This is a genomic window from Afipia sp. Root123D2, from assembly GCF_001425835.1.
In the GTDB taxonomy this organism is placed as follows: Bacteria; Pseudomonadota; Alphaproteobacteria; order Rhizobiales; family Xanthobacteraceae; genus Afipia.
Genome location: NZ_LMDP01000001.1, coordinates 794,701 through 816,844, shown reverse-complemented (window position 1 = coordinate 816,844; position 22,144 = coordinate 794,701). Strand labels below are relative to the sequence as shown.

Sequence of the window (22,144 nt, the reverse complement as noted above, 5' to 3'; positions counted from 1 at the left end):
GCGGGCGCAAACTGGCGTTGCACAGGTCAATTCCGCTGTTATACACCTCTCCACACGCTTACCTGCGCTCGTTCGCAGGAGTGAGCCACAGGAGATGAAGATGTCTGAAGACAATGCCTCGCCCGGATTCCAGTTCGGCCTCGCCAACCTCAAGGCCGTCGAATCCGACCAGGTCGCCGTCACTTTCCCCGATGGCGCGAAACGCGAATTTCCCAAAGGCACCACCGGCCTCGATATCGCCAAGGGCATCTCGCCCTCGCTCGCCAAGCGGACCGTGGCGATGGCGCTCGACGGCGTGCTGACCGACCTCGCCGATCCGATCGAGCAGGACGCCAAGATCGAGTTCGTCAACCGCGACGACCCGCGCGCGCTGGAGCTGATCCGGCATGACGCCGCGCATGTGCTCGCCGAAGCGGTACAGGCCCTGTGGCCGGGCACGCAGGTCACCATCGGCCCGGTGATCGAGAACGGATTCTATTACGACTTCTTCCGCAACGAGCCGTTCACGCCGGAAGACTTCGCCGCCATCGAAAAGAAGATGCGCGAGATCATCGCGCGCGACAAACCCTTCACCAAGGACGTGTGGTCGCGCGAGAAGACCAAAGAGGTGTTCCGCGACAAGGGCGAAGCCTTCAAGGTCGAACTGGTCGACGCCATTCCGGGCGATGAGCCGATCAAGATCTACTATCAGGGCGACTGGTTCGATCTGTGCCGCGGCCCGCACATGACCTCGACCGGCAAGATCGGCAACGCCTTCAAGCTGATGAAGGTGGCCGGCGCCTACTGGCGCGGCGACAGCAACAACCCGATGCTGACGCGGATCTACGGCACGGCGTTTGCCAACCAGCAGGAGCTGGACGCTTACCTGAAGCAACTCGAGGAAGCCGAGAAGCGCGACCATCGCCGCCTCGGCCGCGAGATGGACCTCTTCCACTTCCAGGAGGAAGGCCCCGGCGTCGTGTTCTGGCACGCCAAGGGCTGGACCATGTTCCAGGCGATCATCGCCTACATGCGCCGCCGCCTCGCCGGTGACTACGACGAAGTCAACGCGCCGCAGATGCTCGACAAGTCGCTGTGGGAAACCTCCGGCCACTGGGAGTGGTATCGCGAAAACATGTTCGCGGCGCAGTCCGCCGGCGACGAGGCCGAGGACAAGCGCTGGTTCGCGATCAAGCCGATGAACTGCCCCGGCCACGTGCTGATCTTCAAGCACGGCCTGAAGAGCTATCGCGAACTGCCGATCCGCCTCGCCGAATTCGGCATCGTCCACCGCTACGAGCCATCGGGCGCGATGCACGGCCTGATGCGCGTGCGCGGATTCACGCAGGATGACGCGCATATCTTCTGCACCGAGGATCAGCTCGCCGCGGAATGTCTCAAGATCAACGACCTGATCCTGTCGACCTATGAGGACTTCGGCTTCGTCGGCGAACTGACGGTCAAGCTCTCGACCCGCCCCGAAAAGCGCGTCGGCTCCGATGCGGCATGGGATCACGCCGAAGGCATCATGACCGAGGTGCTCAAGCAGATCGAGGCGCAAGGCCACAACCGCATCAAGACCTCGATCAATCCGGGCGAAGGCGCGTTCTATGGGCCGAAGTTCGAATACGTGCTGCGCGACGCCATCGGCCGCGAGTGGCAGTGCGGCACCACGCAGGTCGACTTCAACCTGCCGGAGCGCTTCGGCGCGTTCTACATCGACGATCACTCCAACAAGGTGACGCCGGTGATGGTTCACCGCGCGATCTGCGGCTCGCTGGAGCGCTTCACCGGCATTCTGATCGAGCATTTCGCCGGCCACTTCCCGTTGTGGCTCGCGCCGACGCAGGCCGTCGTCACCACCATCACCTCGGATGGCGACGACTACGCCCGCGAGGTTCTCGCGGCGTGCCGCAAGGCCGGGCTGCGCACGGAAATCGACCTGCGCAACGAGAAGATCAACTACAAGGTGCGCGAGCACTCGCTGGCGAAAGTGCCGGCGCTTCTCGTCGTCGGCAAGAAGGAAGCCGAAAGCCGCTCGGTCTCGATCCGCCGTCTCGGCAGCGAAGGCCAGACCGTGCTGCCGCTCGACGAGGCGCTGAAGGCGCTGGTCGACGAGGCAACGCCGCCCGACATCAAGCGAGCGCAGTCAGCCTGACCTGCAAGCCCAACGCATGAGGAGGCCTGCGCGGAGATGAGTTCGGGTTTCGACATCCCGCCGGGCACGGTCTCGCTGGCCGACTATGAAGCGATCGCGCGCAAGCGCGTGGGCGAGAGCGTTTGGTCTTATGTCGCGGGTGGCGGCGCCGACGAACTCACCATGCGCTGGAATCGCGAGGCGTTCGACCGCATCCGTCTTGAAGGCCGCGTCCTGCGCGACATGGCGGGCGCGACGACACAGGTCGAACTGCTCGGCATGACATTGCCGCATCCGATCATGGTCGCGCCGGTTGCGTTCCAGAAGCTCGTGCATCCGGACGGCGAGTTCGCCACCGTGGTCGGCGCGTCGGCGCTCGGCGCCGCAATGGTCGTCAGTACGCAGGCGAGCGTGCTGCTGGAGGACATCGCGCGCCGCGCCGCCGCACCGCTGTGGTTCCAGATGTACATTCAGCACGACCGCGGATTCACGCAAGGACTCGCCGAACGCGCGGCGGCGGCGGGCTATCGCGCGCTGGTCGTCACCGTCGATGCGCCGGTGAATGGTGTCCGCAACCGCGAGCAGCGCGCGGGCTTCCGCTTCCCGCCCGGCGTCAGCGCCGTCAATCTCGCCGGCATGACACCGCCGCCAATGCCGCAGGTCGGTCCCGGCGAAAGCCCGGTGTTCAAGGGCATGCTCGACGGCGCACCGACATGGCGCGATATCGAAGCACTCGTAGCGGCTTCAAAAATTCCTGTCGTCCTCAAGGGCATCGTGTCGCCCGCCGACGCACAAGCCGCGATCGATCATGGCGCAGCGGCGGTGATCGTGTCCAATCACGGCGGACGCACGCTCGATACGCTACCCGCGACCATCGACGCACTGCCCCGCGTGGCGGATGCCGTGGCCGGTCGCATTCCGCTCTTGCTCGACGGCGGAATTCGCCGCGGCACCGATGTACTGAAAGCGCTGGCGCTCGGCGCACGCGCGGTGCTGATCGGACAACCGTGCATTCATGGGCTCGCCGTCGGCGGCGCGGCCGGGGTCGCGCATGTGCTGGGACTGTTGCGCGCTGAACTTGAAGCGGCGATGACACTGACTGGCTGCCGCACGCTCGCCGACATCGACCACCGCGTGATCTGGCGCGACTGACCGCCAAGTTTAGAGGTCTCATAACTATCGCACCTTGTTCGCGCGCCGCGCCTTCCGATATGACCACAGCACCCTCTCATGCTACCGGATCACGACATGCCTGATGCGCTCGAACTTTTGAAAACCCGCCGTTCGCTGAAGCCTATCGAGATGACCGGCCCCGGCCCCTCGCCGGCCGAAATCGACACCATCCTCACCATCGGCGCGCGGGTGCCCGATCACGGCAAGATGGCACCGTGGCGCTTCATCGTGTTTGAAGGCGAGGCACGCGCGAAAGCGGGCGGCATTTTCAAGAAAGTGTTCCGGGCAAAGAACGCCACCGCGACGGCGGACCAGATCGAAGCCGAGGGCAAGCGCTTCTTGCACGCACCGCTGGTGATTGCCGTCGTCAGCAGGACCGCGAGCCATCCCAAGGTGCCGCCGTGGGAACAGGAAATGTCGGCAGGCGCCAGCGCCATGAACATCGTCCACGCCGCCCATGCGCTGGGTTATGTCGCGAACTGGCTCACCGGATGGATGGCGTTCGACCGCGACGTGCTCCATGCGCTCGGCCTCGGGCCGGAAGAGAAGATCGCCGGCTTCATTCACATCGGCAAAACATCGCAGCCAGTCGAGGACCGCCCGCGTCCGGTGCTCAGCGAGATCGTCACGCGATTTGGGGAATAAAACGCCTTATGTCTCAGCGCGCCAGCACTTCGACTTCGCCGTCGACGCCGTTGCTAACATTGAATTCGCGCTGATAGACCTTGCCTTCGTTCTTGGCGATGGCGCGGTACTCACCTTCCGACAGCACCATGTGCGGAAAAGCGCCGATCGATTCCTTGATGACGTCGCCCGCCGGCGTGATCACCGACCACGCGGTATTGGCGAGCGCCTCGCCGCCTTTGTTGCTCACGAGCTTGAGGGTGATCACCGCCGCGCGATGAGTCACGGTCACATCGGTAAGTTTCCCGACCTGCACACGGATGTCGGAGCGCACGATCGAGTTGGCGTCGCCGTAGTTGGAGATGATGTAATACGTCCCCTCCGGCACCAGCACGACATCGCCGGCAGGAATGTTCTGCGCAATCGGCGAACGCTCGCCGACCTCGAACTGGCTGCCCTTGTAGATCGAGAACGAAATCTGGCCGGGCGGAATCTTGGTGGCGCCGACGCGGCCCTCGATCCGCAATCCGCCGGCGGGAAGCTCGAACGATTCACGCAGCGTATCGCGATGCAGGACGATCGGGCGCACCGCGTTCACGAGACCGAGATTGACGTAGACGATATAGCCGCCCGGCGGCAGGACGATGCTCGGCGTCGCGCTGCGCTCCTCGCGGACAAGTTGGAATGCGCCGGCCGCGTTGGGCTTGTCCGCATAGATACGCCATGTCAGGCCGCTGGTGATGACCGGCAAGTCCTTGCCGAACCGCGCCGTGAGTGACAGCACGCCCTGATCGGCGCCGACCACAGGTTGTGGCGCAGCCGGAGCCATCGGCGGCTGCAACAGCGGAGCCGGCAAGGACGGCGTCGCTGCGGGTCCCGACGGAGGCGCAAGGCTGACCGCCGGCCCGGTCAGGATTCCGGATTCAGGCACCGAAGCGGGTGGAACCGGCGGCGGGTTGTCGCCGAAGAGCTGCGCCGACGCCGCCCGCGGCGTCAGTGCAACCAGCGCACACACCAGCGCCAGCACACAGGCCAGCCCTGTAAGTGGGCCCACGCGCCGTCCCGACGTCCTGCCATCTTGTCGGAGGGCTGTCATGGCGGAGGTTTTTCACCGAAAACGCGGCAAATTCAAGCCTGTAAGCAAACCAATACCAGGGTTTGCGGCCAAATCGTCCCCGCACCTCCGCGTTTAGGGCTCTTGGTCCCGCTTCAGTCATAATTTACAAATACCGCAGGCGACATAACCGACATCGTCACGGATCATTCGTCTTTCCATGGCTTCATGAGCCAGCAGGTGAGTCATATATCCAAATCGATAGACCGCCCTGCGTCGAGGAGACTGGTGTGTTACTTGAGAATTTGATCGGATTTGGCCAGAATCGCTCGAACAGGGACAAGATGGACTTACCGATTACCCAACGCCCCAAGATCGGCCTGGCACTCGGCGGCGGTGCAGCGCGCGGCTTTGCCCATATCGGAATTCTGCGCACCCTGCTTGCGAACGGCATCGTGCCGGACATTGTGGTCGGCACGTCGATCGGTGCGGTGGTCGGCGGCTCTTACGCGGCCGGTCATCTCGACACCCTCGAAGAGTGGGCGAAGGGTCTGCTGCCGCGAAACATCTTCAGCTATCTCGACATTCGCCTCAACGGCTCGGGCCTGATCGGCGGCGACAAGCTCGCTTCGCAGCTCGACGCTTCGATCGGCAAGACCCGCATCGAGGATCTGCCGCTGAAATTCGCGGCAGTGTCCACCGAGGTCAAAACCGGCCACGAAATCTGGATCACCCACGGCCGCCTCGTCGATGCGATGCGCGCGTCCTATGCCCTGCCCGGCATCTTCGCGCCAATGCTGATCGGCGGGCGCTGGCTGGTCGATGGCGCAATGGTCAATCCGGTGCCGGTATCGGCAGCGCGCGCGCTCGGCGCGGAAATCGTCATCGCCTGCAACGTCTCGACCGACGTGTTCGGCCACGGCACCATTATCTCCACGCACGGCTCCTCCGACGACGAGCGCGAGCCGGTCGCCGAGCCCGTTGTCGAGAAGCGCGGCTTCAGTAAATTCTTTTCCGCGGAAAAAACCGTGAAGCGCGAATTCTTCGGCGGCGGCGGACGGCCGGGCATTTCCACCGTGATGGTCGAAGCCTTCAACATCATGCAGGACCGCATCACGCGCGCGCGTCTTGCCGGCGATCCGCCGGACGTTCTGATCTCGCCGCGGGTCGGACGAATCGGCTGGTTCGACTTCCACCGTGCCGAGGAGGCGATCGAACACGGTGCGCGCGCTGCGGAGCGCACCGTCGAATCGATCCAGGAAGCAATCAGCCTGCTGGCTCCGGTCGGCAGCGACACCCCGGGCCCAGCACAGCAATCGGCGTGACCCGACGTACCGGACGGCGCGCGGTGCGCAATCGCGCCAAATCTGGATCAGCCAAGTCTCGATCAGCCAAGTCAGGACTGACCGGTCTGGGTCGTCAGGCCGTCTTGATGTAGTCGCGGAGCTGTTCCTGCTCACGCTCGTACTCGTTGACGCGCCACTTCACGATGTCGCCGATCGAGATCAACCCGACGATCTTGCCGTTTTCAACAACGGGAAGATGACGGAATTTTCCGGTGGTCATCATTTCCATGATCGCGGCCGCGGTGTCGGTCTGTTTGCAGGTGATGACCTTGCGCGTCATCACCGCACGCACCGGCTCATCGAGCGCCGATGCACCGCGCTCACCGAGCACGCGCACGATGTCGCGCTCCGACAGGATGCCTTCGACGGTGTGATCGGTCATCACCAGAACCGCGCCGATGCGGCGCTCGTTGAGCGTTCGCACGGCAGCCGACAGCTTTACGTCCGGCGCGACGCTTACAATGTGATGTCCCTTGATGTCCAGAATTGCTCGAACCGTCATTGTCGCCTCCCGGAAGCGACCGTGTCCGTAGTCGACGCGGCCCTTCATCTTAGAGTCTTCAGCTCGAAGAAAACCACTTGGCGTCGATTTGGTTCTGAAATGATGGATCAAATATGGCAGGGCCGCAAGGTGCGCAGCGCAGGGCTGATCAGCGCAGGTCCGAACCATCGAGCGGCGGCGCAACGCCGGCCGTGTTGTCCTGAAGAATCGTCCGCGGCACCGGATCGAACAGCGAGAACAGCAACAGTCCAGCGATGAAACCGCCGACATGAGCCTGCCACGCAATGCTCTGGGCGGAGGCGCCGCCGATGGTGATCGCGCCAATTCCCGTGATGAAATTGAGACCGAACCAGATGCCGAGGAATGCCAGCACGCGGCCGTTGCGCAAGGCGCGCAGCAGCGGCAGCGCCGGCACGCGGGCTGCCATCTCGGCGTCGCCACGCCGCAGCGACAGAAAGCTGCCGCGCTGAAACGCGAACCGGATCGCAGCCGCCATCGCGCCGGAAACTGCGGCGGAGGCGCCGATCATCGGCGCGACCTCATGCTGATGCGTGGCGAGATGGGCGAGCGCGCCGGCAATCGCCGTCACCGCGAGGAACACGAAAAACCGCACCGCGCCAAAACGTCGCGCCAGCGCGCTACCGAACGGAAGCATCCACAACATGTTGAAGACGATGTGGCTGATGTCGGCATGGAGCAAGGAATAGGTCAGGAATGTCCAGACGCTGGCGGCGAATCCGCCGGGAAACTGCCCGGCCATCACCGAAGCGTCGTAGCGCGCGGGCACGAAGCCGAACAGCCAGATCACCTCCTGGTCCACGGCCAGCGGCAGCAGCGCGCGCACGCCGTGAATGGCGAACATGATGACAAGCAGCGCGGTCATCGCGCCGGGAATGGTCAGGATCGGTTCGCGGGGAGATTCCAACGGTCGAAATTCCAGAAAGCTGAAAAAAGCCGCCGGATCGGGATCAGGCAACGGACGGGATGCTTCCAGATACGGCTTTTCCCGTTCGGCGCAAGCGGAACGGGCATGCCGTGGAAAAGAAAAAGGGAGGGCTTGAAGGCCCTCCCTTTCGTTTGACTGGTCTTTTTGCGCCGAGGACGAATCCCCACCCCTCCCCGCGCAATGACCAAACTGTTTTTCGCCACCTGTTCGACTTCGATCCGCCGTCCCCTGGAGAAGGCCGGCGGGCAACCTTGGAGTGCGATGATCCTAGCCTCCCTCCGCAGAACCACCAAGCTCTTGGTTAACTTAAGGTTAACAGGACAAAACAGGGAGTTCCCCGCCCCGGAGGCCGGTTCGGCATGGACGCTGCAACGTCCATTGCGCACAACAACAAGGGGCCCGCGCCGTGGCTGAAAGCAGGACAGTTCTGTCCCGCAGACGTCACGTCCCGGGCAGGGTCGGACACCATGAAGCATCCATCGAACCGGGAATTCTTCGCCTATTGGGATGAAGCGCGGGGCGGCGCGGCCGCGCCGGATCGCAGCCGTCTGGGGCCTGAGCCGGTTCGCCACCTGCTCGGCGACATCTTCGTGCTGTCCTACGACCCGGCTGCCGGCTACCCGTTCCGGGTGGCGGGAACCCGGGTTTGCGCCCTGCTCGGCCGCGACGTGAAGGGCGAAGGGTTTTCGGCGCTGTTCGCAGGCGACAGTCGCCACGAGATCGAGGACATTCTCGGCGTCGTCGCCGAGGAAATGCTGGCGACAATCGCCGGCATCACCGCGACCGCGGCCGACGGCACACTGGTTCATCTCGAACTGCTGCTGCTGCCGTTCAATCCTCGCACCAACGCCCCGCTCAGCCTCACCGGCCTGCTGGCGCCGCTCGACGGCGGTCATCAGACCGTCGATCATTTCAAGCTGACGTCATGGCGGCATGTCGGGCACGAGCGAAAGCTGTTCGGCCCCCGCGCGCTGCGCAAGCTCGCGGTCGCGCGCGGCTTCATGGTCTATGAAGGCTTGCGATAGCTGCCTCCCGCCCGCGCGCTCGGATTGCTAACGCGCCGTTAACCTTACCCGACCTATGGTTTATCCTTACCGATAAACCCGTCGGCCGGTGTGCAATGGCGTTGGTGCAAAGAAAATCAGTTCTTCCCGTCGCCGAGGAGCGGCGCCGGTTTCAGCGGGTCAAGGTCCATTTGCTCGGCCGCTACATGCTGGCCGACCGGCGTGAATTTCCGTGCCAGGTCATCAACATGTCGCCCGGCGGACTCGCCATGCTGGCACCCGGCATCGGCAATGTCGGCGAGCGCGTCGTGGCTTACCTCGATCATATCGGTCGCGTCGAAGGCAAGATCACCCGCCTGCTCGACAATGGTTTTGCCATGACGGTGGGCGCCACCCCGCGCAAGCGCGACAAGCTCGCGGCGCAGCTGACATGGCTTGCCAACCGCGACATTCTCAATCTGCCTGAAGACCGCCGCCACGATCGCGTCGCACCGCGCAATCCGATGGGCGTGCTCAAGATGGAAAACGGCAGCCAGATGCCATGCCGCATCATCGACCTCTCGCTGTCCGGCGCAGCCGTCGCCGCCGAAGTGCGCCCCGCCATCGGCACCCAGGTCGTGCTCGGCCGGGTCCAGGCCCGCGTCGTTCGTCATCTCGAGGACGGCTTCGCGCTAGAGTTCATTCACCCGCAGCTCGCGGAGACTGTCGAGGATAACGTCACCGCCCGGTAAAGAACGGCGGTTACCGGTTTCTTCCTTTCCGGATCAATCGAGGCGGCGTCGCAACCCTGCGGCGCCGCCTTTTGCATTTGCGCATCGTCAAGCGGGCACTCGCGACGCTCCGGCGCAGATCGAAAAGCCTTCAATTGCAATAACTTTGGTTAGATTCGATAAAATTTGAATCAAATTTGAATAGATCAAATTTTACGCGTATTTTACTAAAGTATAAATCGCCTTATCTCCAGTTTTTACTTTGACTTGTCTCAATTGTACTTCACGTACTTAGCTGCCGCGCAAATCCTTTGTGCGAAACGTGGTCCCAACAAGAAAAACGGGGGCCACAATGGTTTCGATACGTGGACGGGGATTGGGTATGGCGATTGCCGCCAGCCTGATGGGAATGACGGTCGCCGCATCCGCGGCCAACACGAAAACGATCGGCACCACCGCGCCGAGCGCACGCGTGCTCTACGCCAGCCTTGGCGACACCGCGCGTTCGCCGATCGGCTGGGTAGAGTTCTGCGCCGATAATCCGGCGGACTGCGAGAGCGGCCGCGCGCAGCCGCGCGACATCGTCATGACGCAGGCCGCATGGAAGGATCTGCTTCGGGTCAACCGCTGGGTCAACGACAACATCAAGCCGATGACCGACATGGATCATTGGGGCGTCGTCGAAAAGTGGTCGTATCCGACCGACGGTTACGGCGACTGCGAGGACTACGTGCTGCTCAAGCGCAAGATGCTGATCGATGCCGGCTGGCCGCGCCAGGCGCTGCTGATCACCGTGGTGCGTGACAAGAAGAACGAAGGCCACGCCGTGCTGACGGTGAAGACCGACAAGGGCGAGTTCATCCTCGATAACCAGAACGAGGAAGTCGTCGCCTGGACCGAGACCGGCTACCGTTTTGTCAAACGCCAATCGCAGGGCGACGAAAATCTTTGGGTTGCGCTCGGCGAGCCACGCCCGAACATCGCAACCGCAAGTTCACGCTGAAGCAAGACTGAGACACAGGAGACCCGCGACCCGGTCACATCCCCACCCCTCCCCGTCCCTGACCGGTTCGCGCGCGGCCAGCCCTTCCCCAGGGGCTGGCCGCAACTTTTTTGTGCGATGAAGCCGCGTGAAGCGGTGACGGGGAGCGGTCCGCTGAAGGTGGCGCGATCGCGCGGAAAGACGCGCGGGCACCCCCGATGCCGGTGTGCACTATAGCCAGATATACGGCTCGTCGTTCGTTCCCATTTCACCGTCAGGACTGCTGATCGGCGGTCAGGCGGGCTACAATTGGCAGTCGGGGATGACGGTGTTCGGCATCGAAGCCGACATCCAGTACCGCAAAACAGCCAATGGCAGCCGGCTTCTTTTCCCCGCCAATGCCTGAACAACCGGCGGTCACCACGCCATTCGGCCCCTTTCTTTTCCCGGCAAGCGACGTGAGCTTCGACAACGCCTCGCACATCTTCCGCATCAAGCTGAACTATATGCATTCAGCGGCATGAACTGACCTGCCATTGCACGGAATAAAAGCCGCACGGCTAAAAGCGATGCAAACGGTCGTGAGCAGAATGCGCGGCCAGCCCCAGGGCTGGCCGTATTTTTTAGATCGCAACCCGGCGAAGAGCGGTTGCCCTCAAGCCGACGCCAGAATGATCGATGTAACCTGCTCGGGATCGACGATCATGACGTCATGCCCGATATCGAGTTCGAGTGTCTTCCAATCTCCGGCAGCTTTCACTTTGGCCAGATTGGCGTCGAACGTGGTGCTCTTGTAGCCCTTCGCGCGGACATAGGTCTTCTTCGCGATCTTGTTGCGTCCGCCCTTGAAGACTGACCGCTCGGTATACGTTCCTACCGGCTGCGCAGTGGTTTTGCCATCGACCCAGGCACGAGCCTGCTCCTGAACACCAAAGGCTGCGGCCGGCGGCGGCTTGATACCGGCCTCGCCACCCTCAATCGCAGTGTTGATGGCCTTGACGAAAGCAGGCGACGATTTCTCCAGAAGCGTTTCACCGTCTTCAGGCAAGAATGCATCAAGGAAAACGATCGAGGAAATCTTGTCGGCCAGCCGCTCCGCAACACCACTGATAATGATGCCGCCGTAGGAATGACCGACAAGCACGACATCGGAAAGATCTTCGTACTTGAATACGTTGGCGACGTCAGTGATATGCGTGGTGAGATTGACGTCCTTGCTGATGAGATGAGAGCGTTCTCCCAGTCCGGTCAGCGTCGGTGAATACGTGCGATGGCCCTGCTTGATGAGCGCGTCGGAGACCTGCCGCCAGCACCATCCACCGTGCCACGCGCCATGCACGAGAACGAATGTTTTCGGCGAGGATGTTTGCGCGACGGCGTCAGATGCTCCGGTCGCTGCGACCGCGGCTGCCGCGCTGCCGACCAACAGATGACGACGAGAAATATTCGAGATCAAATTTTCACTCCCTGAACGTTCTTGAACACGGCGCAATCTAGTCGGCCGTGTTTTTTCGAACAACGTTCAATGAATGGTCGAAGACCACATTTTTGACTGGGACATTTGCACATTGCACCAGCCGCAGACTGATTGCACAGCGGCGTAAATCAAGCTTCCGTCGCGCGCCGAGCCCAACTGCGCTCACCCTAACTTCTTCAGTCCGGCCTCGAAACGCTGGTCGTTCCGGACGTAATACGGCGCACCGCGCATCAGCGCTTTGATCTGCTCATCCGTCGGGTTGCGCTCGGCGAGCCACGCCCGAACATCGCAACCGCAAGTTCACGTTGAAGCAAGACAGAGACACAGGAGACCCGCGACCCGGTCACATCCCCACCCCTCCCCGTCCCCGACCGGTTCGCGCGCGGCCAGCCCCTCCCCAGGGGCTGGCCGCAACTTTTTGTGCGATGAAAACACGTGCTTACTGGAGTTTCCTCACGCCATTCCGGCAGTCGCGATGGCCTGGGCGTGACAAGACCACACCCGGCGCGACACTGAACCACGCGGCAACCTCTCCAAAAGGAGGAACGCAACGGCGTTCCATCCGTTACGTGTCGAGCACAGGAGAATGCCATGCGTCTTGCTCTGATTGCCGTCTGCCTCGTATCGTCCGGCAGCATCGCCGCTGCTCAGACCACTTCGGACCCAAAGCAGTCCGACAAGTCCGATTACTCCACCGGCCGCACAACAACCCCGGAAACCAAAGGGCAATTGCAGCCGCAGGGATGGACCGGTCCGATCGAGACCACCACCGGTGGCGCCCCTGCGGAAAGCCCGCAAGGACAAAGCCCGCCCGGCATGCAGGCCGCACCCGAGGGCTCTTCAAAGACGGTCGTCGAACCGGACAAGGAAAAAAAGTAGCGCGGATTCCGACTTGTCCAAGCGGCCGGTGCGCCCGAGCCCCTGTGGGCGCTAGCAGCTTCGCGTCATCGTCTTGAAGCAACGCACTTCGGCATGCGCGCTCGCGCATGTGAGTTGGTCCGGTCTGTCTGCTGTGTCTCCCAGACTGGCCGCAACTTTTGACGACGCGCGATCATGCAATTCGCGCGATGATCCATCATGCATGTTTTGCAAACGACGAGGGAAGCGTGATACCTCCCACGTGGGAGGCTCAACATCATGATGAAACTGTACTACGCCACCGGCACATGCGCGCTGGCCACACATATCGCCCTGATCGACGCAGGCGCGGACTACGAAACGGTTCGGCTGAGTTTTGCCAGCGAAGACCAGCGCAAGCCGGAATATCTTCTGCTCAATCCGAAAGCGCGGGTGCCGACACTCGTTACCGACGAGGGCAACCTGACCGAGACGCCGGCTCTGCTTGCCTACGTCGCCCAGAAATATCCGCAGGCCAAACTCGCACCCCTCGGCAACCCGTTCGAGTTCGCGCGCGTTCAGGCGTTCAACTCCTATTTGTGTTCGACGGTGCATGTCGCGCATTCCCACCGGATGCGCGGATATCGCTGGGCCGACGAGCCGGAGGCGATTGCCGCCATGCAACGCAAGGTGCCCGCTTCGGTGTCGGCGTGTTTCGAGTTGATCGATCGCGAGATGATTCAGGGGCCGTGGGTGATGGGCGACACCTATACGATCTGCGACCCTTATCTGTTCACGCTGTCGCAATGGCTCGAAGCCGATGGCGTGGACATGGCGAAAATTCCGAACGTGCGCGCGCACAGGGAACGCAACGCCGCACGCCCCAACGTGCAGCGGGCGCTGGCCGAACAGTTCGCGCAGTGAGCTGACTGGCGGGCCACCGGCGTAACCGCCGGAGGCCTCACCCGATCTTCTTCAGGCCTGCCTTGAAGCGGCGGCCGTTGTTGACGTAATGCGGCGCGCCGCGCATCAGCCCCTTGATCTGCTCGTCGCTCAGCGCGCGCACCACGCGCGCCGGCGCGCCGACGATCAGAGAGCGCTCGGGATATTCCTTGCCTTCGGTAATGACCGAACCGGCACCGACAACGCTGTCCTTGCGGATGCGCGCGCCGTTCATGATGATCGAGCCCATGCCGATCAGCGCGCCATCCTCGATGGTGCAGCCGTGCAGGATGACGTTGTGACCAATGGTGCAGTTCTTGCCGATGGTCATCGGAAATCCCGGATCGGTATGGAAGGTGCAGTTGTCCTGCACGTTCGAGCCTTCGCCGATCTCGATCAGTTCGTTGTCGCCGCGCAGCACCGAGCCGAACCACACGCTCGCACCATCGCGCAGGCGGACGTTGCCGATCACGGTCGCAGTGTCGGCAATGAAATAGTTTCCGTCGGCCGGCAGTTCCGGTGCGCGCCCATCGAGTTCATAGATCGCCATTTATCGTGTCTCCTTTTGCGGAAGACCTTGCCACGAATGAACATGGGATGGCGAGAGGACGCACGCTGCGTCAGGCGATCAGGCCGACGGCCTGCAATGTCATGACGACGAAGGTTCCGGACATCATGCTCCAGAAGCCGGCAAGGATCGTCGCCATCGCCACGAATTCGACGCGGCGGCGCTCGATCCGGCGGCCGAGAACGGTGTTGCGCAGGATGATGAAGGGCGCGGCGAAGACCAGAAACGGCACGGCGGCGAAGGCGGTCGGCGCCGGTCCCTTCTGCAGCAGCCCGAAGCCGGCCGGACGATCGACCAGCGCCTGATAGCCGCTGGTCAGCGCCCCTGCGACAGCAAATCCGATCAGCAGGGACATCAGCGAGTTCAACGCTTCCGGCGACATGGCGGCTTCCACCCAACGGGACGATCCGCCACGCTTCGCAAACTCCGGCCGCGCCCGCCAGTTTATCCTTAAGAAAGGGTTAACGGCGCGCGTGCCCGACGCATGGCATCACCCGCTCCGGCGCGTCACACGCCATCCGAACACCGGAATCGCCATGGCATACTCCCGGCTGATTCGCGCGACCCTTCCGAGAGCATTCCTTCCCACATGACCCTGTTTTCGCTGTCACCCCTTGCCCGGCGCGCGCGCCACAGCCACCTGCTGCCGCTGGTCGCCTCCACCGTGATCGGCGGCTGCGCCATCGTCGCCATCGCCTATCTCCTGTGGCCGACATGGAACGCCGGACGCGGCAACGAGCCGGATACCTTGCCGATCACCATCGCCAACACGCTGTTCAACGTGCCGACCAAGGCGGTCCGGATGCGGCTGCAGAAGCGGACCGGCCCGCAGGAGCGCGTCGATCTGGCATTCGTATTCCCCTCGCTCGAGCCGCCTGCCGCGCCCAAGCACGTCACCGCGGAAACGGTCGAAACCGAACTGCCGTCCATCGACCGCATCTTCGTGTCGATCGCCGCGCATCACGATGCGTTGTCGCCGGACGAACGGCTGCGCACGATCTATCCGCGCTACTACGATTCCGCCAAGGCCCGGAGCGAGGATGGGCTGACCTGGCAGAGCTTCGAGGAAGGTTCGCCCTACAGCAACGAGGATCTGGTGACGGCCGCGTCACCGAATTTTGTCGCGCGGTGCTCGCGTGACGCGGACACGCCCGGCATGTGCATGAGCGAACGCCGTATCGAAGAGGCCGATCTGGTTTTCCGGTTTCCGCGCGACTGGCTGTCGCGCTGGCGCGATGTCGCTGGCGCAATGGAAACGCTGGTGGCGCGGATGCGCGGACCGCGAGGGTAATATCCAATCTTTGCTTCTGTGCCCGGCCATAGCCGTTCGAAGAACGGCGTCGCTTTGCTCGCCTATGTGCCGGGCATCTCGCTTGGGGACGCATCATGCCTTCTGAATCGAAATGGCCGGAATAAATCCGGCCATGACAACAGAGAATGACGTTCGTTTGCGCCCCTACTCCTGCGCCGCGAGATCGTCTTCGAGGATCGCCATCTGGAACTGGTACGAGCGGTCGTCATCCTCGTCATCGACGAACAGCACGCCGATGAACTCCTCGCCGATATAGACTTCGGCGGAATCGTCCTTCTTCGGCCGCGGCACGACGCGAATCTTCGGGTTGCCGAACAGGCGCTTGAGATAGGCGTCGAGTTTCCTGACTTCCTGAACGTCCACGTGTCTCTCCAATCTGACTGAACCTGCCGCGACGTTTAGCGCGTTTGCAGTTCAAAGACCAAGCGCGTTCAGCATCTGGTTCATGGTGCGTGACGGCTCGGAACATCCGGCCTCGCCAACCACCTTGGCCGGCACGCCGGCGACGGTGACGTTGTTCGGCACCGGCTTCACCACCACGGAGCCCGCGGCGATGCGCGCACAGTGGCCGACTTCGATATTGCCCAGAATTTTCGCACCCGCGCCGATCATGACGCCGCGGCGGATCTTCGGATGACGATCCTCGTTCTCCTTGCCGGTGCCGCCGAGCGTCACGTCATGCAGGATCGACACGTCGTCCTCGATCACCGCGGTCTCGCCGACGACGAAGCCGGTGGCGTGATCGAGGAAAATCCCGCGTCCGATTTTTGCTGCCGGATTGATGTCGGTCTGGAACGCCGACGACGAACGGCTCTGGATGTAATAAGCGAAATCCTTGCGGCCCTTGTTCCACAGCCAGTGCGCGAGACGATGCGCCTGAATGGCGTGAAAGCCCTTGAAGTAGAGCAGCGGATCAATAAAGCGCGAGGTCGCCGGATCGCGGTCGTACACCGCAACCAGATCGGCGCGAAACGCGTTGCCGAGATCTGGCTCGTCGCGCAGCGCATCGCTGAAGGCCTGACGGATCAGATCGCCGGACAGCGCCGCATGATCGAGCCGGTCGGCGATGCGGTGAACCACCGCCACCTCGAGGCGATCGTGATGCAGCACATTTGAATAGATGAAGGTCGCAAGCTCCGGCTCGCGCCGAACAATCTCCTCCGCTTCTTCGCGGATTCGCGTCCATACCGGATCGACGGTCGAAAGAGCGGACTTCGGGTCGAGTTGAGACTTAGCCATGCGTATGTCCGTTTTTTAGCGGAGAACAATCTTACCACATAATCGGCATAAAAAAGGCCGCAATCCCGCCAGCCCCGGCTCAAGGATAATAAATTGATCCTGCGGGCTAGTCCCGATTTTCGAGGAACGCCACCACGCCCTCTTTATAGACCTTGTCGCCCACCGCGCGCATGTGGTCCCGGTGTGGAATATCAAGAACTTGCGAGTTGGGAATGACCTCGGAAAGGCGCTGCGCCGAGCCTGCGATATCGTCGGCGGACCCCACCGCAATCAGCGTCGGGACGGTAATGGACGCCGCCTCGTCACGTGTCATCAGCCGCCGCGAACCGCGCAGGCATGCCGCGAGCGCCCTGCGATCGGAGCGGGTCTGGTCTGCGAATGCACGGAACGTGCGTCCCATGGGATCGCGCACGTCGTCGAGCGAATCCGCTTCGAGCGCGAGCGCGACGTTCTCGCCGGGACCGCCGCCCTCGATCAATCCGATGCCCAGTCCGCCGAGAATCAGCGAACGCAGACGCTTCGGGTCGCGATGCGCGAGATAGGCGTTGATACGCGCGCCGAGCGAATAACCCATGATGTCGGTGCGCGCGATCTTGAGATGATCCATCAGTGCGCAGACGTCACCGGCCATGATGCCGATGTGATAATCCTCGGAATCATAGAGCTTGCTTGACTCGCCGTGGCCGCGATTGTCGAGCGCGACGACGCGGCGACCTGCTTTTGTCAACGTCGAGACCCATCCGGGATAGGACCAGTTGACGTTCTTGCTCGACGCAAAGCCGTGAACAAGAAAGATCGGATCGCCCTCACCTTCATCGAGGTAGGCAATTTCAACGGAGCCGTTGTGAAAACTCGGCATAGGACTTTCCAGTGCGTGGGGGTCGTCAGGCGTGGCGGGGGGTTTTAGGGCATGATCCGGAAAGTGGAAACCGGTTTTCCGGAATTGTCGTGATGATTCAAGGATGGTGAGAGAAACTTTTCGTGCCAATGCGATCAGGTCAACCGACCTATGCGCACTGCGCTTGTGTCACGGCAAGTTGGCGTAATGCACGCTTGCGTTTCCGGTGCTGAATGACCGCCATAGTCATACGCTCCGTCATGGACTTGATCGAGGACAGGACTCCGATCAGCGCCAGCAGCGCGCCGAATACCCACCACGCGAGATTGAATGCGCCAGCCGTCAGCAGCAACGCTCCCCGTCCGAGAATTTTGATGATCGCGCGGGTCTGGCTGCCCTTTTTTTCGGCAAGCCGCACCGCGCGCGCGACGTCCTTGGGACCGTCGGCGATCCGCAGCACATCGAGCGCGCCACGCGTGCCGGCCTTTTCGCCGACCCGCCCGACATCCTTGGCGAGCCGCACCAGGGCTCCGGATTTCTCGGCCTTGAAGGCCGCCTTGAGCGCGGTGACGGTCTGGCGGGGATGGGCGAGCGACGCCGTCGCCACTGCGTTGCGCAGCGCCGGTCCATCGACGACGGCCCGCGCCGAGCGGCCCGCCCATTCAGTGAGCCCCGCGCCGAGCCGGCCGAACTTGCGGGCATCCTTCACCATGGTCAGTCCGGCGCGAACCGGCGCCGCGCCGCCTGCCGAAACATAAGTCGCAGCCGTCACCGCAAGGCCGACGGACGCGAGGCCGAGCACCAGCCGGTCGGCGTCCTCGCCCATCGCCAGCCGCTTGCCTTCACGCACCATGTCGCGAATGTCGCCGAACACGAACAGGTCACCTGCTACCGTGCCTGACAGGCTTGCAACGTCGGTGGCCTCGCCCACGACAAGGCCGGTGACGAACCGTTTGGCCAGCGTCGACGGCGCGCGGTCGTCGGCCGTGGCGGCGGCGACCCGCGCGGCCGTCTCATCCGAAAGAATGATCCCCTTGTCGGCGGCCAGATCGGCAAAGCTCTGCGCCAGGTCGGCATCGCCGGTATCCAGCGCGGCGACGGCATTCCGCTCCAGCAACGCCGGGTCGTTCCGCAGCGTGGAACTGAGTTGGACATCGGACAGGCGCGCTGGATCGTCTTGTGACAACAGGATTTCACCCGCCGAACGGGCCTGAGGCCACAGCATGGCGAGCAGCAACGCGCATGCAGCAGCACTCCCCACCGCCATACCGATTCGCAACGATACCGCCTGCGACAATCTCGATCCTCACCCTGCCCGGCATCCGACACATTGTTCGGATTTCCTGTGGCTCACAGGAGGTAGTGTGGCGCTTTTAGGACGCAACTGCCCCAACGAAAGAAGGGCTATCCCTAGAGAACGAGATTGTGTCGAATTTGCACGAGGGTCGGCACTTCCGCTTTTCGAATCTTTCGGGGCGATCTAGCAATCCCTCGCCGCCAACCGTATGGTGCGCCGGTTCGTGCGGCGGCTTGTTCGCTCGCCAGTGCTTGCGAATACTCTGGACTGCTCAAGGTGAATGTCATGGCCGATCACGTCGTTCCTCACTTCCAAAATGATGCCGGAGTGCCCGTCATCGAAATCGGATCGCGTGAGTTCATGTGTGTCGGCGCCAACCCGCCGTTCGACCATCCGCATGTGTTTCTCGACCTCGGCAACGACACCGAGATTATCTGCCCCTATTGCTCGACCCTGTACCGCTTTGCCGCCGATCTCGCGCCGGGCGAAGCCCGCCCGCCGGAATGCGTGCTGCGGGACAAGGTCGCCTGAGATTTAGGTGACCGCCGCGCCGACCATCGTCGTCGCAGGTGCCGGCATCGGAGGGATGACCGCTTCTCTCACTCTCGCAGGGCGCGGCTTTCGTATCATCCTTCTCGAACGCGCCGACCGGCTGGAAGAAGCCGGCGCCGGCCTCCAACTATCGCCCAACGCCAGCCGGGTGCTGATCGGCCTCGGGCTGGAGTCGCGCCTTGCCCCTAACGCCATCGCGCCGGACGCCGTCAGCGTGATGACGGTGCGAACCGGCGACGAGGTCGGCCGCATTCCGCTGGCCGACGCAGCCGTGCGCTACGGCGCGCCCTATTGGGTGATCCGCCGCGCCGATCTGCAGGCCGCGCTGATCGGCAAGGTCGCCGAAACACCTGCCATCGAATTGCGTCTCGGCGCGGAAGTCACCGACGTGACGCAGAATGCCGGTGGAGTGACGGTGACCTGCGCCAGCGGCAGTCAGGACTCCGCAGCAGCGCTGATCGGCGCCGATGGCGTGTGGTCCGCCGTCCGGCAACGGCTGTTTCCGGAGATTCATCCGCAATTCACCGGCCGCATCGCGTGGCGCGGGATCGTCGATGCCTCGCGCGCACCGGCCGGCTTTGATCCGCACAATGTCCAGCTCTGGCTCGGCGCCAACGCGCACCTCGTCACCTATCCGATGGCCGACGGACAACGCATCAACGTGGTGGCGATCACCACCGGCACATGGCACGCACAGGGCTGGAGCGAACCTGGCGACGCGGCCGAACTCGCCGCGCAGTTCGCGGTGACGCACTGGCCGGCAGCCGCCCGCGCGATGATCGGCGCCGTCAGCGACTGGCGCAAATGGGCGCTGTTCGCCCTGCGCGACGGCGGCGTCTGGCACAAGGAACGCGTCGCCCTGCTCGGCGATGCGGCGCATGCGATGGTGCCGTTCGTCGCCCAGGGCGCCGGCATGGCGATCGAGGATGCGGCGGTGCTTGCGGGATGTCTCGCCGACGGACAGAGCGACATTCCAGCCGCGCTGACACGCTACGAAAATCTTCGCGCGCCGCGCGTCACCCGTGTTCAGCGCACCGCCCACCAGACCGGCGGCATCTATCATCTCGCCGGACCGATGGCGCTGGCGCGCGACACCGCGATGCGGATGCTCGGCGGGCAGCGGCTGCTCGCGCGTCAGGACTGGATCTACGGCTGGCGCGCGGACTGAGCGCGCGATGATCGGATGACGATCTAGCGCCGCTCGCGCGGCGCCTGATGCGGCGGCGGTGCGGCAGGAGCGGCCTCGCCGCAATTGTTGCTGCGGCGCGTATCGTCGATCAGGTCGAGATTGGCGCGCTCCTTGGCATAATCGCTCTCGTAGGCGACCGCCGACACCAGCCCTCCGGCCGCGCCGGTCTTCGCCTTCGCCATCAAACTCTCGAGCTGAGCAACCCGTGCTGACGTCGCTTTACGCGCTTCGTCGAGTTGCGTGCAGTTGTACAGGTCGTAGCGTGCCGGATCGACGAACGCGCTGGTGCGCGGACCGCCGATCGACGTTCCCGCGCAACCGCCAAGACCGCCGGCAATCAGAATGACGCCAAGCGCGCCGGCGATCGTACGGCAGCGAGTGATGCGAGCGGTTCGAGATGACAACAACATGCAGGGACGATCCATTTCGCGAATCATAAGTGACGCAGCAACGGCGAGTATACGGGAGCGGCACGGCGTGCCCGCAGCGTTTGGAAGGCCTTTCATGGAGCAATTTAGTATTTTTTGCGAGATATTGTTCGTTTTTTGTCGAATGTTGACATGCCGCCACGCCAGTGCCGAAATTGTGTCAGCTATTCACGTTGCCTGCGCTTGAAGAAAAAGAAGTCCCGAAGTGCGCGATGCGCACCGCTATAAGGAGAGGCTGGATGGCACGGCGGCGCGAATGCCTGCTCGCGAAACCTTCTCGCGCACCAAAAGACCCGCGCGTTTCCCTTAGCATACATCGCATCGCTTGGCTGACGGGATCGACCGCACTGGTCCTGGCTGCCGCGACAGTTCCCGCCACCGCGCAGACCGCGCTTCCCAACTCGAACCTTCCACTGCTGTTGCAGAATTTTCCGGGCGGCAATCCGTCTCGGTGAGTCCCGGCGTCGTCATCAGCACGGGTGCAGCCGGCATCGCCATCCAGGGCAACAATTCATCGAACTGGACGCTCAACAATCAGGGCACGGTCTCCTCCGACACCACCGCGATGCAGTTCGGCGCCGCGACCACGATCGTCAACTCCGGGACCATCGCCGGCGGCAACGGCCCGGCGATCAATTTCGGCAACTTCAACAACTCGGTCACCAACACCGGCAACATCACATCCAATGGCGCGACCGCGATCCTGTTCGGCATCGGCAACGACACGCTGATCATGAACGGCGGCGCCATCAACAAGACCGGGATCGACGGCGACAACAATGGCGACGTTTACAGCGGGAAAATTGAACTGAAAGTGGCGTGGTAGGCGCAGCCTGCTGAGAAGGCTGGTGCGGACGGCGGGAATCGAACCCGCACGACGTTGCCATCGAGGGATTTTAAGTCCCTTGCGTCTACCAATTCCGCCACGTCCGCGTGCTTTCTTTTCAATTACCTGGGCGGGAAAAGCAACCGTGGTGTCGCAAAACGTCCGTCGCGTTTGCAGACTGC

25 protein-coding genes and 1 tRNA gene are annotated in these 22,144 nt (G+C 62.9%); 14 read left to right on the top strand and 12 right to left on the bottom strand.

The annotated features are described in order from the left end of the window. Window positions 1-100 precede the first annotated feature (100 nt). The 3 genes from thrS to ASC80_RS03900 all read left to right on the top strand — a co-directional run bounded on the left by thrS (window position 101) and on the right by ASC80_RS03900 (window position 3,934). Window positions 101-2,137 (top strand): threonine--tRNA ligase, encoded by a 2,037-nt coding sequence (thrS, locus tag ASC80_RS03910; RefSeq protein ID WP_056295559.1) that lies wholly within the window; start codon window positions 101-103, stop codon window positions 2,135-2,137. Between the two features lie 36 nt (window positions 2,138-2,173). Beyond that, window positions 2,174-3,268: an alpha-hydroxy acid oxidase gene (locus ASC80_RS03905; RefSeq protein ID WP_056292981.1), complete on the top strand. Its 1,095-nt coding sequence runs from the start codon at window positions 2,174-2,176 to the stop codon at window positions 3,266-3,268. Window positions 3,269-3,364: 96 nt separating this feature from the next. Then, window positions 3,365-3,934 (top strand): nitroreductase family protein, encoded by a 570-nt coding sequence (locus tag ASC80_RS03900; protein WP_056292980.1) that lies wholly within the window; start codon window positions 3,365-3,367, stop codon window positions 3,932-3,934. Between the two features lie 13 nt (window positions 3,935-3,947). Here the strand turns inward: ASC80_RS03900 and ASC80_RS03895 are convergent, their stop codons facing one another. Then, complete coding sequence (locus ASC80_RS03895; RefSeq protein ID WP_156464250.1) at window positions 3,948-5,009, bottom strand: RgsD C-terminal domain-containing protein; 1,062 nt, start codon at window positions 5,007-5,009, stop codon at window positions 3,948-3,950. Window positions 5,010-5,311: 302 nt separating this feature from the next. On the opposite strand from ASC80_RS03895, the gene ASC80_RS03890 reads away from it, so the two are divergent. Then, window positions 5,312-6,292: a patatin-like phospholipase family protein gene (locus ASC80_RS03890; RefSeq protein WP_056292979.1), complete on the top strand. Its 981-nt coding sequence runs from the start codon at window positions 5,312-5,314 to the stop codon at window positions 6,290-6,292. 94 nt (window positions 6,293-6,386) lie between these two features. On the opposite strand, the gene ASC80_RS03885 is transcribed toward ASC80_RS03890, so the two are convergent. Both ASC80_RS03885 and ASC80_RS03880 read right to left on the bottom strand, forming a co-directional pair. Next, complete coding sequence (locus tag ASC80_RS03885) at window positions 6,387-6,815, bottom strand: CBS domain-containing protein (protein ID WP_056295553.1); 429 nt, start codon at window positions 6,813-6,815, stop codon at window positions 6,387-6,389. A 148-nt stretch (window positions 6,816-6,963) separates the two neighbouring features. Further along, the gene (locus tag ASC80_RS03880; protein WP_056295550.1) at window positions 6,964-7,698 is read right to left on the bottom strand and encodes a rhomboid family intramembrane serine protease; all 735 of its coding nucleotides are present in this window, start codon (window positions 7,696-7,698) and stop codon (window positions 6,964-6,966) included. A 530-nt stretch (window positions 7,699-8,228) separates the two neighbouring features. On the opposite strand from ASC80_RS03880, the gene ASC80_RS03875 reads away from it, so the two are divergent. From ASC80_RS03875 to ASC80_RS03860, 4 genes are all read left to right on the top strand, one after another. Next, entirely contained in the window at window positions 8,229-8,786 is a 558-nt protein-coding gene (locus ASC80_RS03875; protein ID WP_056295549.1) for a PAS domain-containing protein, read from the top strand. 95 nt (window positions 8,787-8,881) lie between these two features. Further along, window positions 8,882-9,496: a PilZ domain-containing protein gene (locus tag ASC80_RS03870; protein WP_056292977.1), complete on the top strand. Its 615-nt coding sequence runs from the start codon at window positions 8,882-8,884 to the stop codon at window positions 9,494-9,496. A 331-nt stretch (window positions 9,497-9,827) separates the two neighbouring features. Continuing rightward, on the top strand, window positions 9,828-10,478 hold the full coding sequence (locus ASC80_RS03865; protein ID WP_056292976.1) for a transglutaminase-like cysteine peptidase: 651 nt from the start codon (window positions 9,828-9,830) through the stop codon (window positions 10,476-10,478). A gap of 205 nt (window positions 10,479-10,683) precedes the next feature. Next, the gene (locus ASC80_RS03860; protein ID WP_056292975.1) at window positions 10,684-10,863 is read left to right on the top strand and encodes an outer membrane protein; all 180 of its coding nucleotides are present in this window, start codon (window positions 10,684-10,686) and stop codon (window positions 10,861-10,863) included. A gap of 249 nt (window positions 10,864-11,112) precedes the next feature. Here ASC80_RS03860 and ASC80_RS03855 read toward each other — a convergent pair whose 3' ends face one another. Beyond that, on the bottom strand, window positions 11,113-11,913 hold the full coding sequence (locus ASC80_RS03855; protein ID WP_162244570.1) for an alpha/beta hydrolase: 801 nt from the start codon (window positions 11,911-11,913) through the stop codon (window positions 11,113-11,115). 612 nt (window positions 11,914-12,525) lie between these two features. Here ASC80_RS03855 and ASC80_RS03850 point away from each other — a divergent pair. After that, window positions 12,526-12,813, top strand: coding sequence for a hypothetical protein (locus ASC80_RS03850; RefSeq protein WP_056292971.1), 288 nt, complete (start codon window positions 12,526-12,528; stop codon window positions 12,811-12,813). A 258-nt stretch (window positions 12,814-13,071) separates the two neighbouring features. Then, window positions 13,072-13,695 carry a glutathione S-transferase family protein gene (locus tag ASC80_RS03845; RefSeq protein WP_056292970.1) on the top strand — a complete coding sequence of 208 codons (624 nt, stop codon included), beginning with the start codon at window positions 13,072-13,074 and terminating at the stop codon, window positions 13,693-13,695. A gap of 37 nt (window positions 13,696-13,732) precedes the next feature. Here ASC80_RS03845 and ASC80_RS03840 read toward each other — a convergent pair whose 3' ends face one another. Then, window positions 13,733-14,263, bottom strand: a complete 531-nt coding sequence (locus ASC80_RS03840; RefSeq protein WP_056292968.1) for a gamma carbonic anhydrase family protein — start codon at window positions 14,261-14,263, stop codon at window positions 13,733-13,735. A 70-nt stretch (window positions 14,264-14,333) separates the two neighbouring features. Beyond that, a complete protein-coding gene (locus ASC80_RS03835; protein ID WP_056292967.1) occupies window positions 14,334-14,663 on the bottom strand; it encodes a DUF6949 family protein in 330 nt (109 codons plus the stop codon). Between the two features lie 207 nt (window positions 14,664-14,870). Between ASC80_RS03835 and ASC80_RS03830 the strand changes: the two genes are divergently transcribed. Then, window positions 14,871-15,572, top strand: coding sequence for a hypothetical protein (locus ASC80_RS03830; RefSeq protein ID WP_056292966.1), 702 nt, complete (start codon window positions 14,871-14,873; stop codon window positions 15,570-15,572). 165 nt (window positions 15,573-15,737) lie between these two features. Here ASC80_RS03830 and ASC80_RS03825 read toward each other — a convergent pair whose 3' ends face one another. From ASC80_RS03825 to ASC80_RS03810, 4 genes are all read right to left on the bottom strand, one after another. Then, window positions 15,738-15,956: a DUF3126 family protein gene (locus ASC80_RS03825; protein ID WP_056292964.1), complete on the bottom strand. Its 219-nt coding sequence runs from the start codon at window positions 15,954-15,956 to the stop codon at window positions 15,738-15,740. A gap of 51 nt (window positions 15,957-16,007) precedes the next feature. Further along, the gene (gene cysE / locus ASC80_RS03820) at window positions 16,008-16,832 is read right to left on the bottom strand and encodes a serine O-acetyltransferase (RefSeq protein WP_056292963.1); all 825 of its coding nucleotides are present in this window, start codon (window positions 16,830-16,832) and stop codon (window positions 16,008-16,010) included. A gap of 106 nt (window positions 16,833-16,938) precedes the next feature. Then, the gene (locus tag ASC80_RS03815) at window positions 16,939-17,691 is read right to left on the bottom strand and encodes an alpha/beta fold hydrolase (RefSeq protein WP_056292962.1); all 753 of its coding nucleotides are present in this window, start codon (window positions 17,689-17,691) and stop codon (window positions 16,939-16,941) included. Between the two features lie 148 nt (window positions 17,692-17,839). Further along, a complete protein-coding gene (locus tag ASC80_RS03810; protein ID WP_056292961.1) occupies window positions 17,840-18,937 on the bottom strand; it encodes a hypothetical protein in 1,098 nt (365 codons plus the stop codon). 315 nt (window positions 18,938-19,252) lie between these two features. Between ASC80_RS03810 and ASC80_RS03805 the strand changes: the two genes are divergently transcribed. Both ASC80_RS03805 and ASC80_RS03800 read left to right on the top strand, forming a co-directional pair. Next, entirely contained in the window at window positions 19,253-19,498 is a 246-nt protein-coding gene (locus tag ASC80_RS03805) for a zinc-finger domain-containing protein (protein ID WP_056292960.1), read from the top strand. Window positions 19,499-19,505: 7 nt separating this feature from the next. After that, window positions 19,506-20,687 carry an FAD-dependent monooxygenase gene (locus tag ASC80_RS03800; RefSeq protein ID WP_082512393.1) on the top strand — a complete coding sequence of 394 codons (1,182 nt, stop codon included), beginning with the start codon at window positions 19,506-19,508 and terminating at the stop codon, window positions 20,685-20,687. Between the two features lie 23 nt (window positions 20,688-20,710). Here the strand turns inward: ASC80_RS03800 and ASC80_RS03795 are convergent, their stop codons facing one another. Next, window positions 20,711-21,118 carry a hypothetical protein gene (locus ASC80_RS03795; RefSeq protein WP_056295541.1) on the bottom strand — a complete coding sequence of 136 codons (408 nt, stop codon included), beginning with the start codon at window positions 21,116-21,118 and terminating at the stop codon, window positions 20,711-20,713. 469 nt (window positions 21,119-21,587) lie between these two features. Between ASC80_RS03795 and ASC80_RS03790 the strand changes: the two genes are divergently transcribed. Further along, a complete protein-coding gene (locus tag ASC80_RS03790; protein ID WP_056292959.1) occupies window positions 21,588-21,962 on the top strand; it encodes a hypothetical protein in 375 nt (124 codons plus the stop codon). A 20-nt stretch (window positions 21,963-21,982) separates the two neighbouring features. On the opposite strand, the gene ASC80_RS03785 is transcribed toward ASC80_RS03790, so the two are convergent. Further along, window positions 21,983-22,069, bottom strand: a tRNA-Leu gene (locus ASC80_RS03785). Window positions 22,070-22,144 lie beyond the last annotated feature (75 nt).

Excerpts from the sequence above, each read along its gene's own strand:
- ASC80_RS03810 (WP_056292961.1), bottom strand. The coding sequence starts at position 18,937 with ATGGCGGTGGGGAGTGCTGCTGCATGCGCGTTGCTGCTCGCCATGCTG.
- ASC80_RS03795 (WP_056295541.1), bottom strand. The coding sequence starts at position 21,118 with ATGTTGTTGTCATCTCGAACCGCTCGCATCACTCGCTGCCGTACGATC.
- ASC80_RS03895 (WP_156464250.1), bottom strand. The coding sequence starts at position 5,009 with ATGACAGCCCTCCGACAAGATGGCAGGACGTCGGGACGGCGCGTGGGC.
- ASC80_RS03890 (WP_056292979.1), top strand. The coding sequence starts at position 5,312 with ATGGACTTACCGATTACCCAACGCCCCAAGATCGGCCTGGCACTCGGC.
- ASC80_RS03815 (WP_056292962.1), bottom strand. The coding sequence starts at position 17,691 with ATGCCGAGTTTTCACAACGGCTCCGTTGAAATTGCCTACCTCGATGAA.
- ASC80_RS03865 (WP_056292976.1), top strand. The coding sequence starts at position 9,828 with ATGGTTTCGATACGTGGACGGGGATTGGGTATGGCGATTGCCGCCAGC.
- ASC80_RS03875 (WP_056295549.1), top strand. The coding sequence starts at position 8,229 with ATGAAGCATCCATCGAACCGGGAATTCTTCGCCTATTGGGATGAAGCG.
- ASC80_RS03880 (WP_056295550.1), bottom strand. The coding sequence starts at position 7,698 with ATGACCGCGCTGCTTGTCATCATGTTCGCCATTCACGGCGTGCGCGCG.
- ASC80_RS03870 (WP_056292977.1), top strand. The coding sequence starts at position 8,882 with ATGGCGTTGGTGCAAAGAAAATCAGTTCTTCCCGTCGCCGAGGAGCGG.
- ASC80_RS03835 (WP_056292967.1), bottom strand. The coding sequence starts at position 14,663 with ATGTCGCCGGAAGCGTTGAACTCGCTGATGTCCCTGCTGATCGGATTT.
- ASC80_RS03805 (WP_056292960.1), top strand. The coding sequence starts at position 19,253 with ATGGCCGATCACGTCGTTCCTCACTTCCAAAATGATGCCGGAGTGCCC.
- ASC80_RS03830 (WP_056292966.1), top strand. The coding sequence starts at position 14,871 with ATGACCCTGTTTTCGCTGTCACCCCTTGCCCGGCGCGCGCGCCACAGC.
- thrS (WP_056295559.1), top strand. The coding sequence starts at position 101 with ATGTCTGAAGACAATGCCTCGCCCGGATTCCAGTTCGGCCTCGCCAAC.
- ASC80_RS03900 (WP_056292980.1), top strand. The coding sequence starts at position 3,365 with ATGCCTGATGCGCTCGAACTTTTGAAAACCCGCCGTTCGCTGAAGCCT.
- ASC80_RS03885 (WP_056295553.1), bottom strand. The coding sequence starts at position 6,815 with ATGACGGTTCGAGCAATTCTGGACATCAAGGGACATCACATTGTAAGC.
- ASC80_RS03905 (WP_056292981.1), top strand. The coding sequence starts at position 2,174 with ATGAGTTCGGGTTTCGACATCCCGCCGGGCACGGTCTCGCTGGCCGAC.
- ASC80_RS03840 (WP_056292968.1), bottom strand. The coding sequence starts at position 14,263 with ATGGCGATCTATGAACTCGATGGGCGCGCACCGGAACTGCCGGCCGAC.
- ASC80_RS03845 (WP_056292970.1), top strand. The coding sequence starts at position 13,072 with ATGATGAAACTGTACTACGCCACCGGCACATGCGCGCTGGCCACACAT.
- ASC80_RS03850 (WP_056292971.1), top strand. The coding sequence starts at position 12,526 with ATGCGTCTTGCTCTGATTGCCGTCTGCCTCGTATCGTCCGGCAGCATC.
- cysE (WP_056292963.1), bottom strand. The coding sequence starts at position 16,832 with ATGGCTAAGTCTCAACTCGACCCGAAGTCCGCTCTTTCGACCGTCGAT.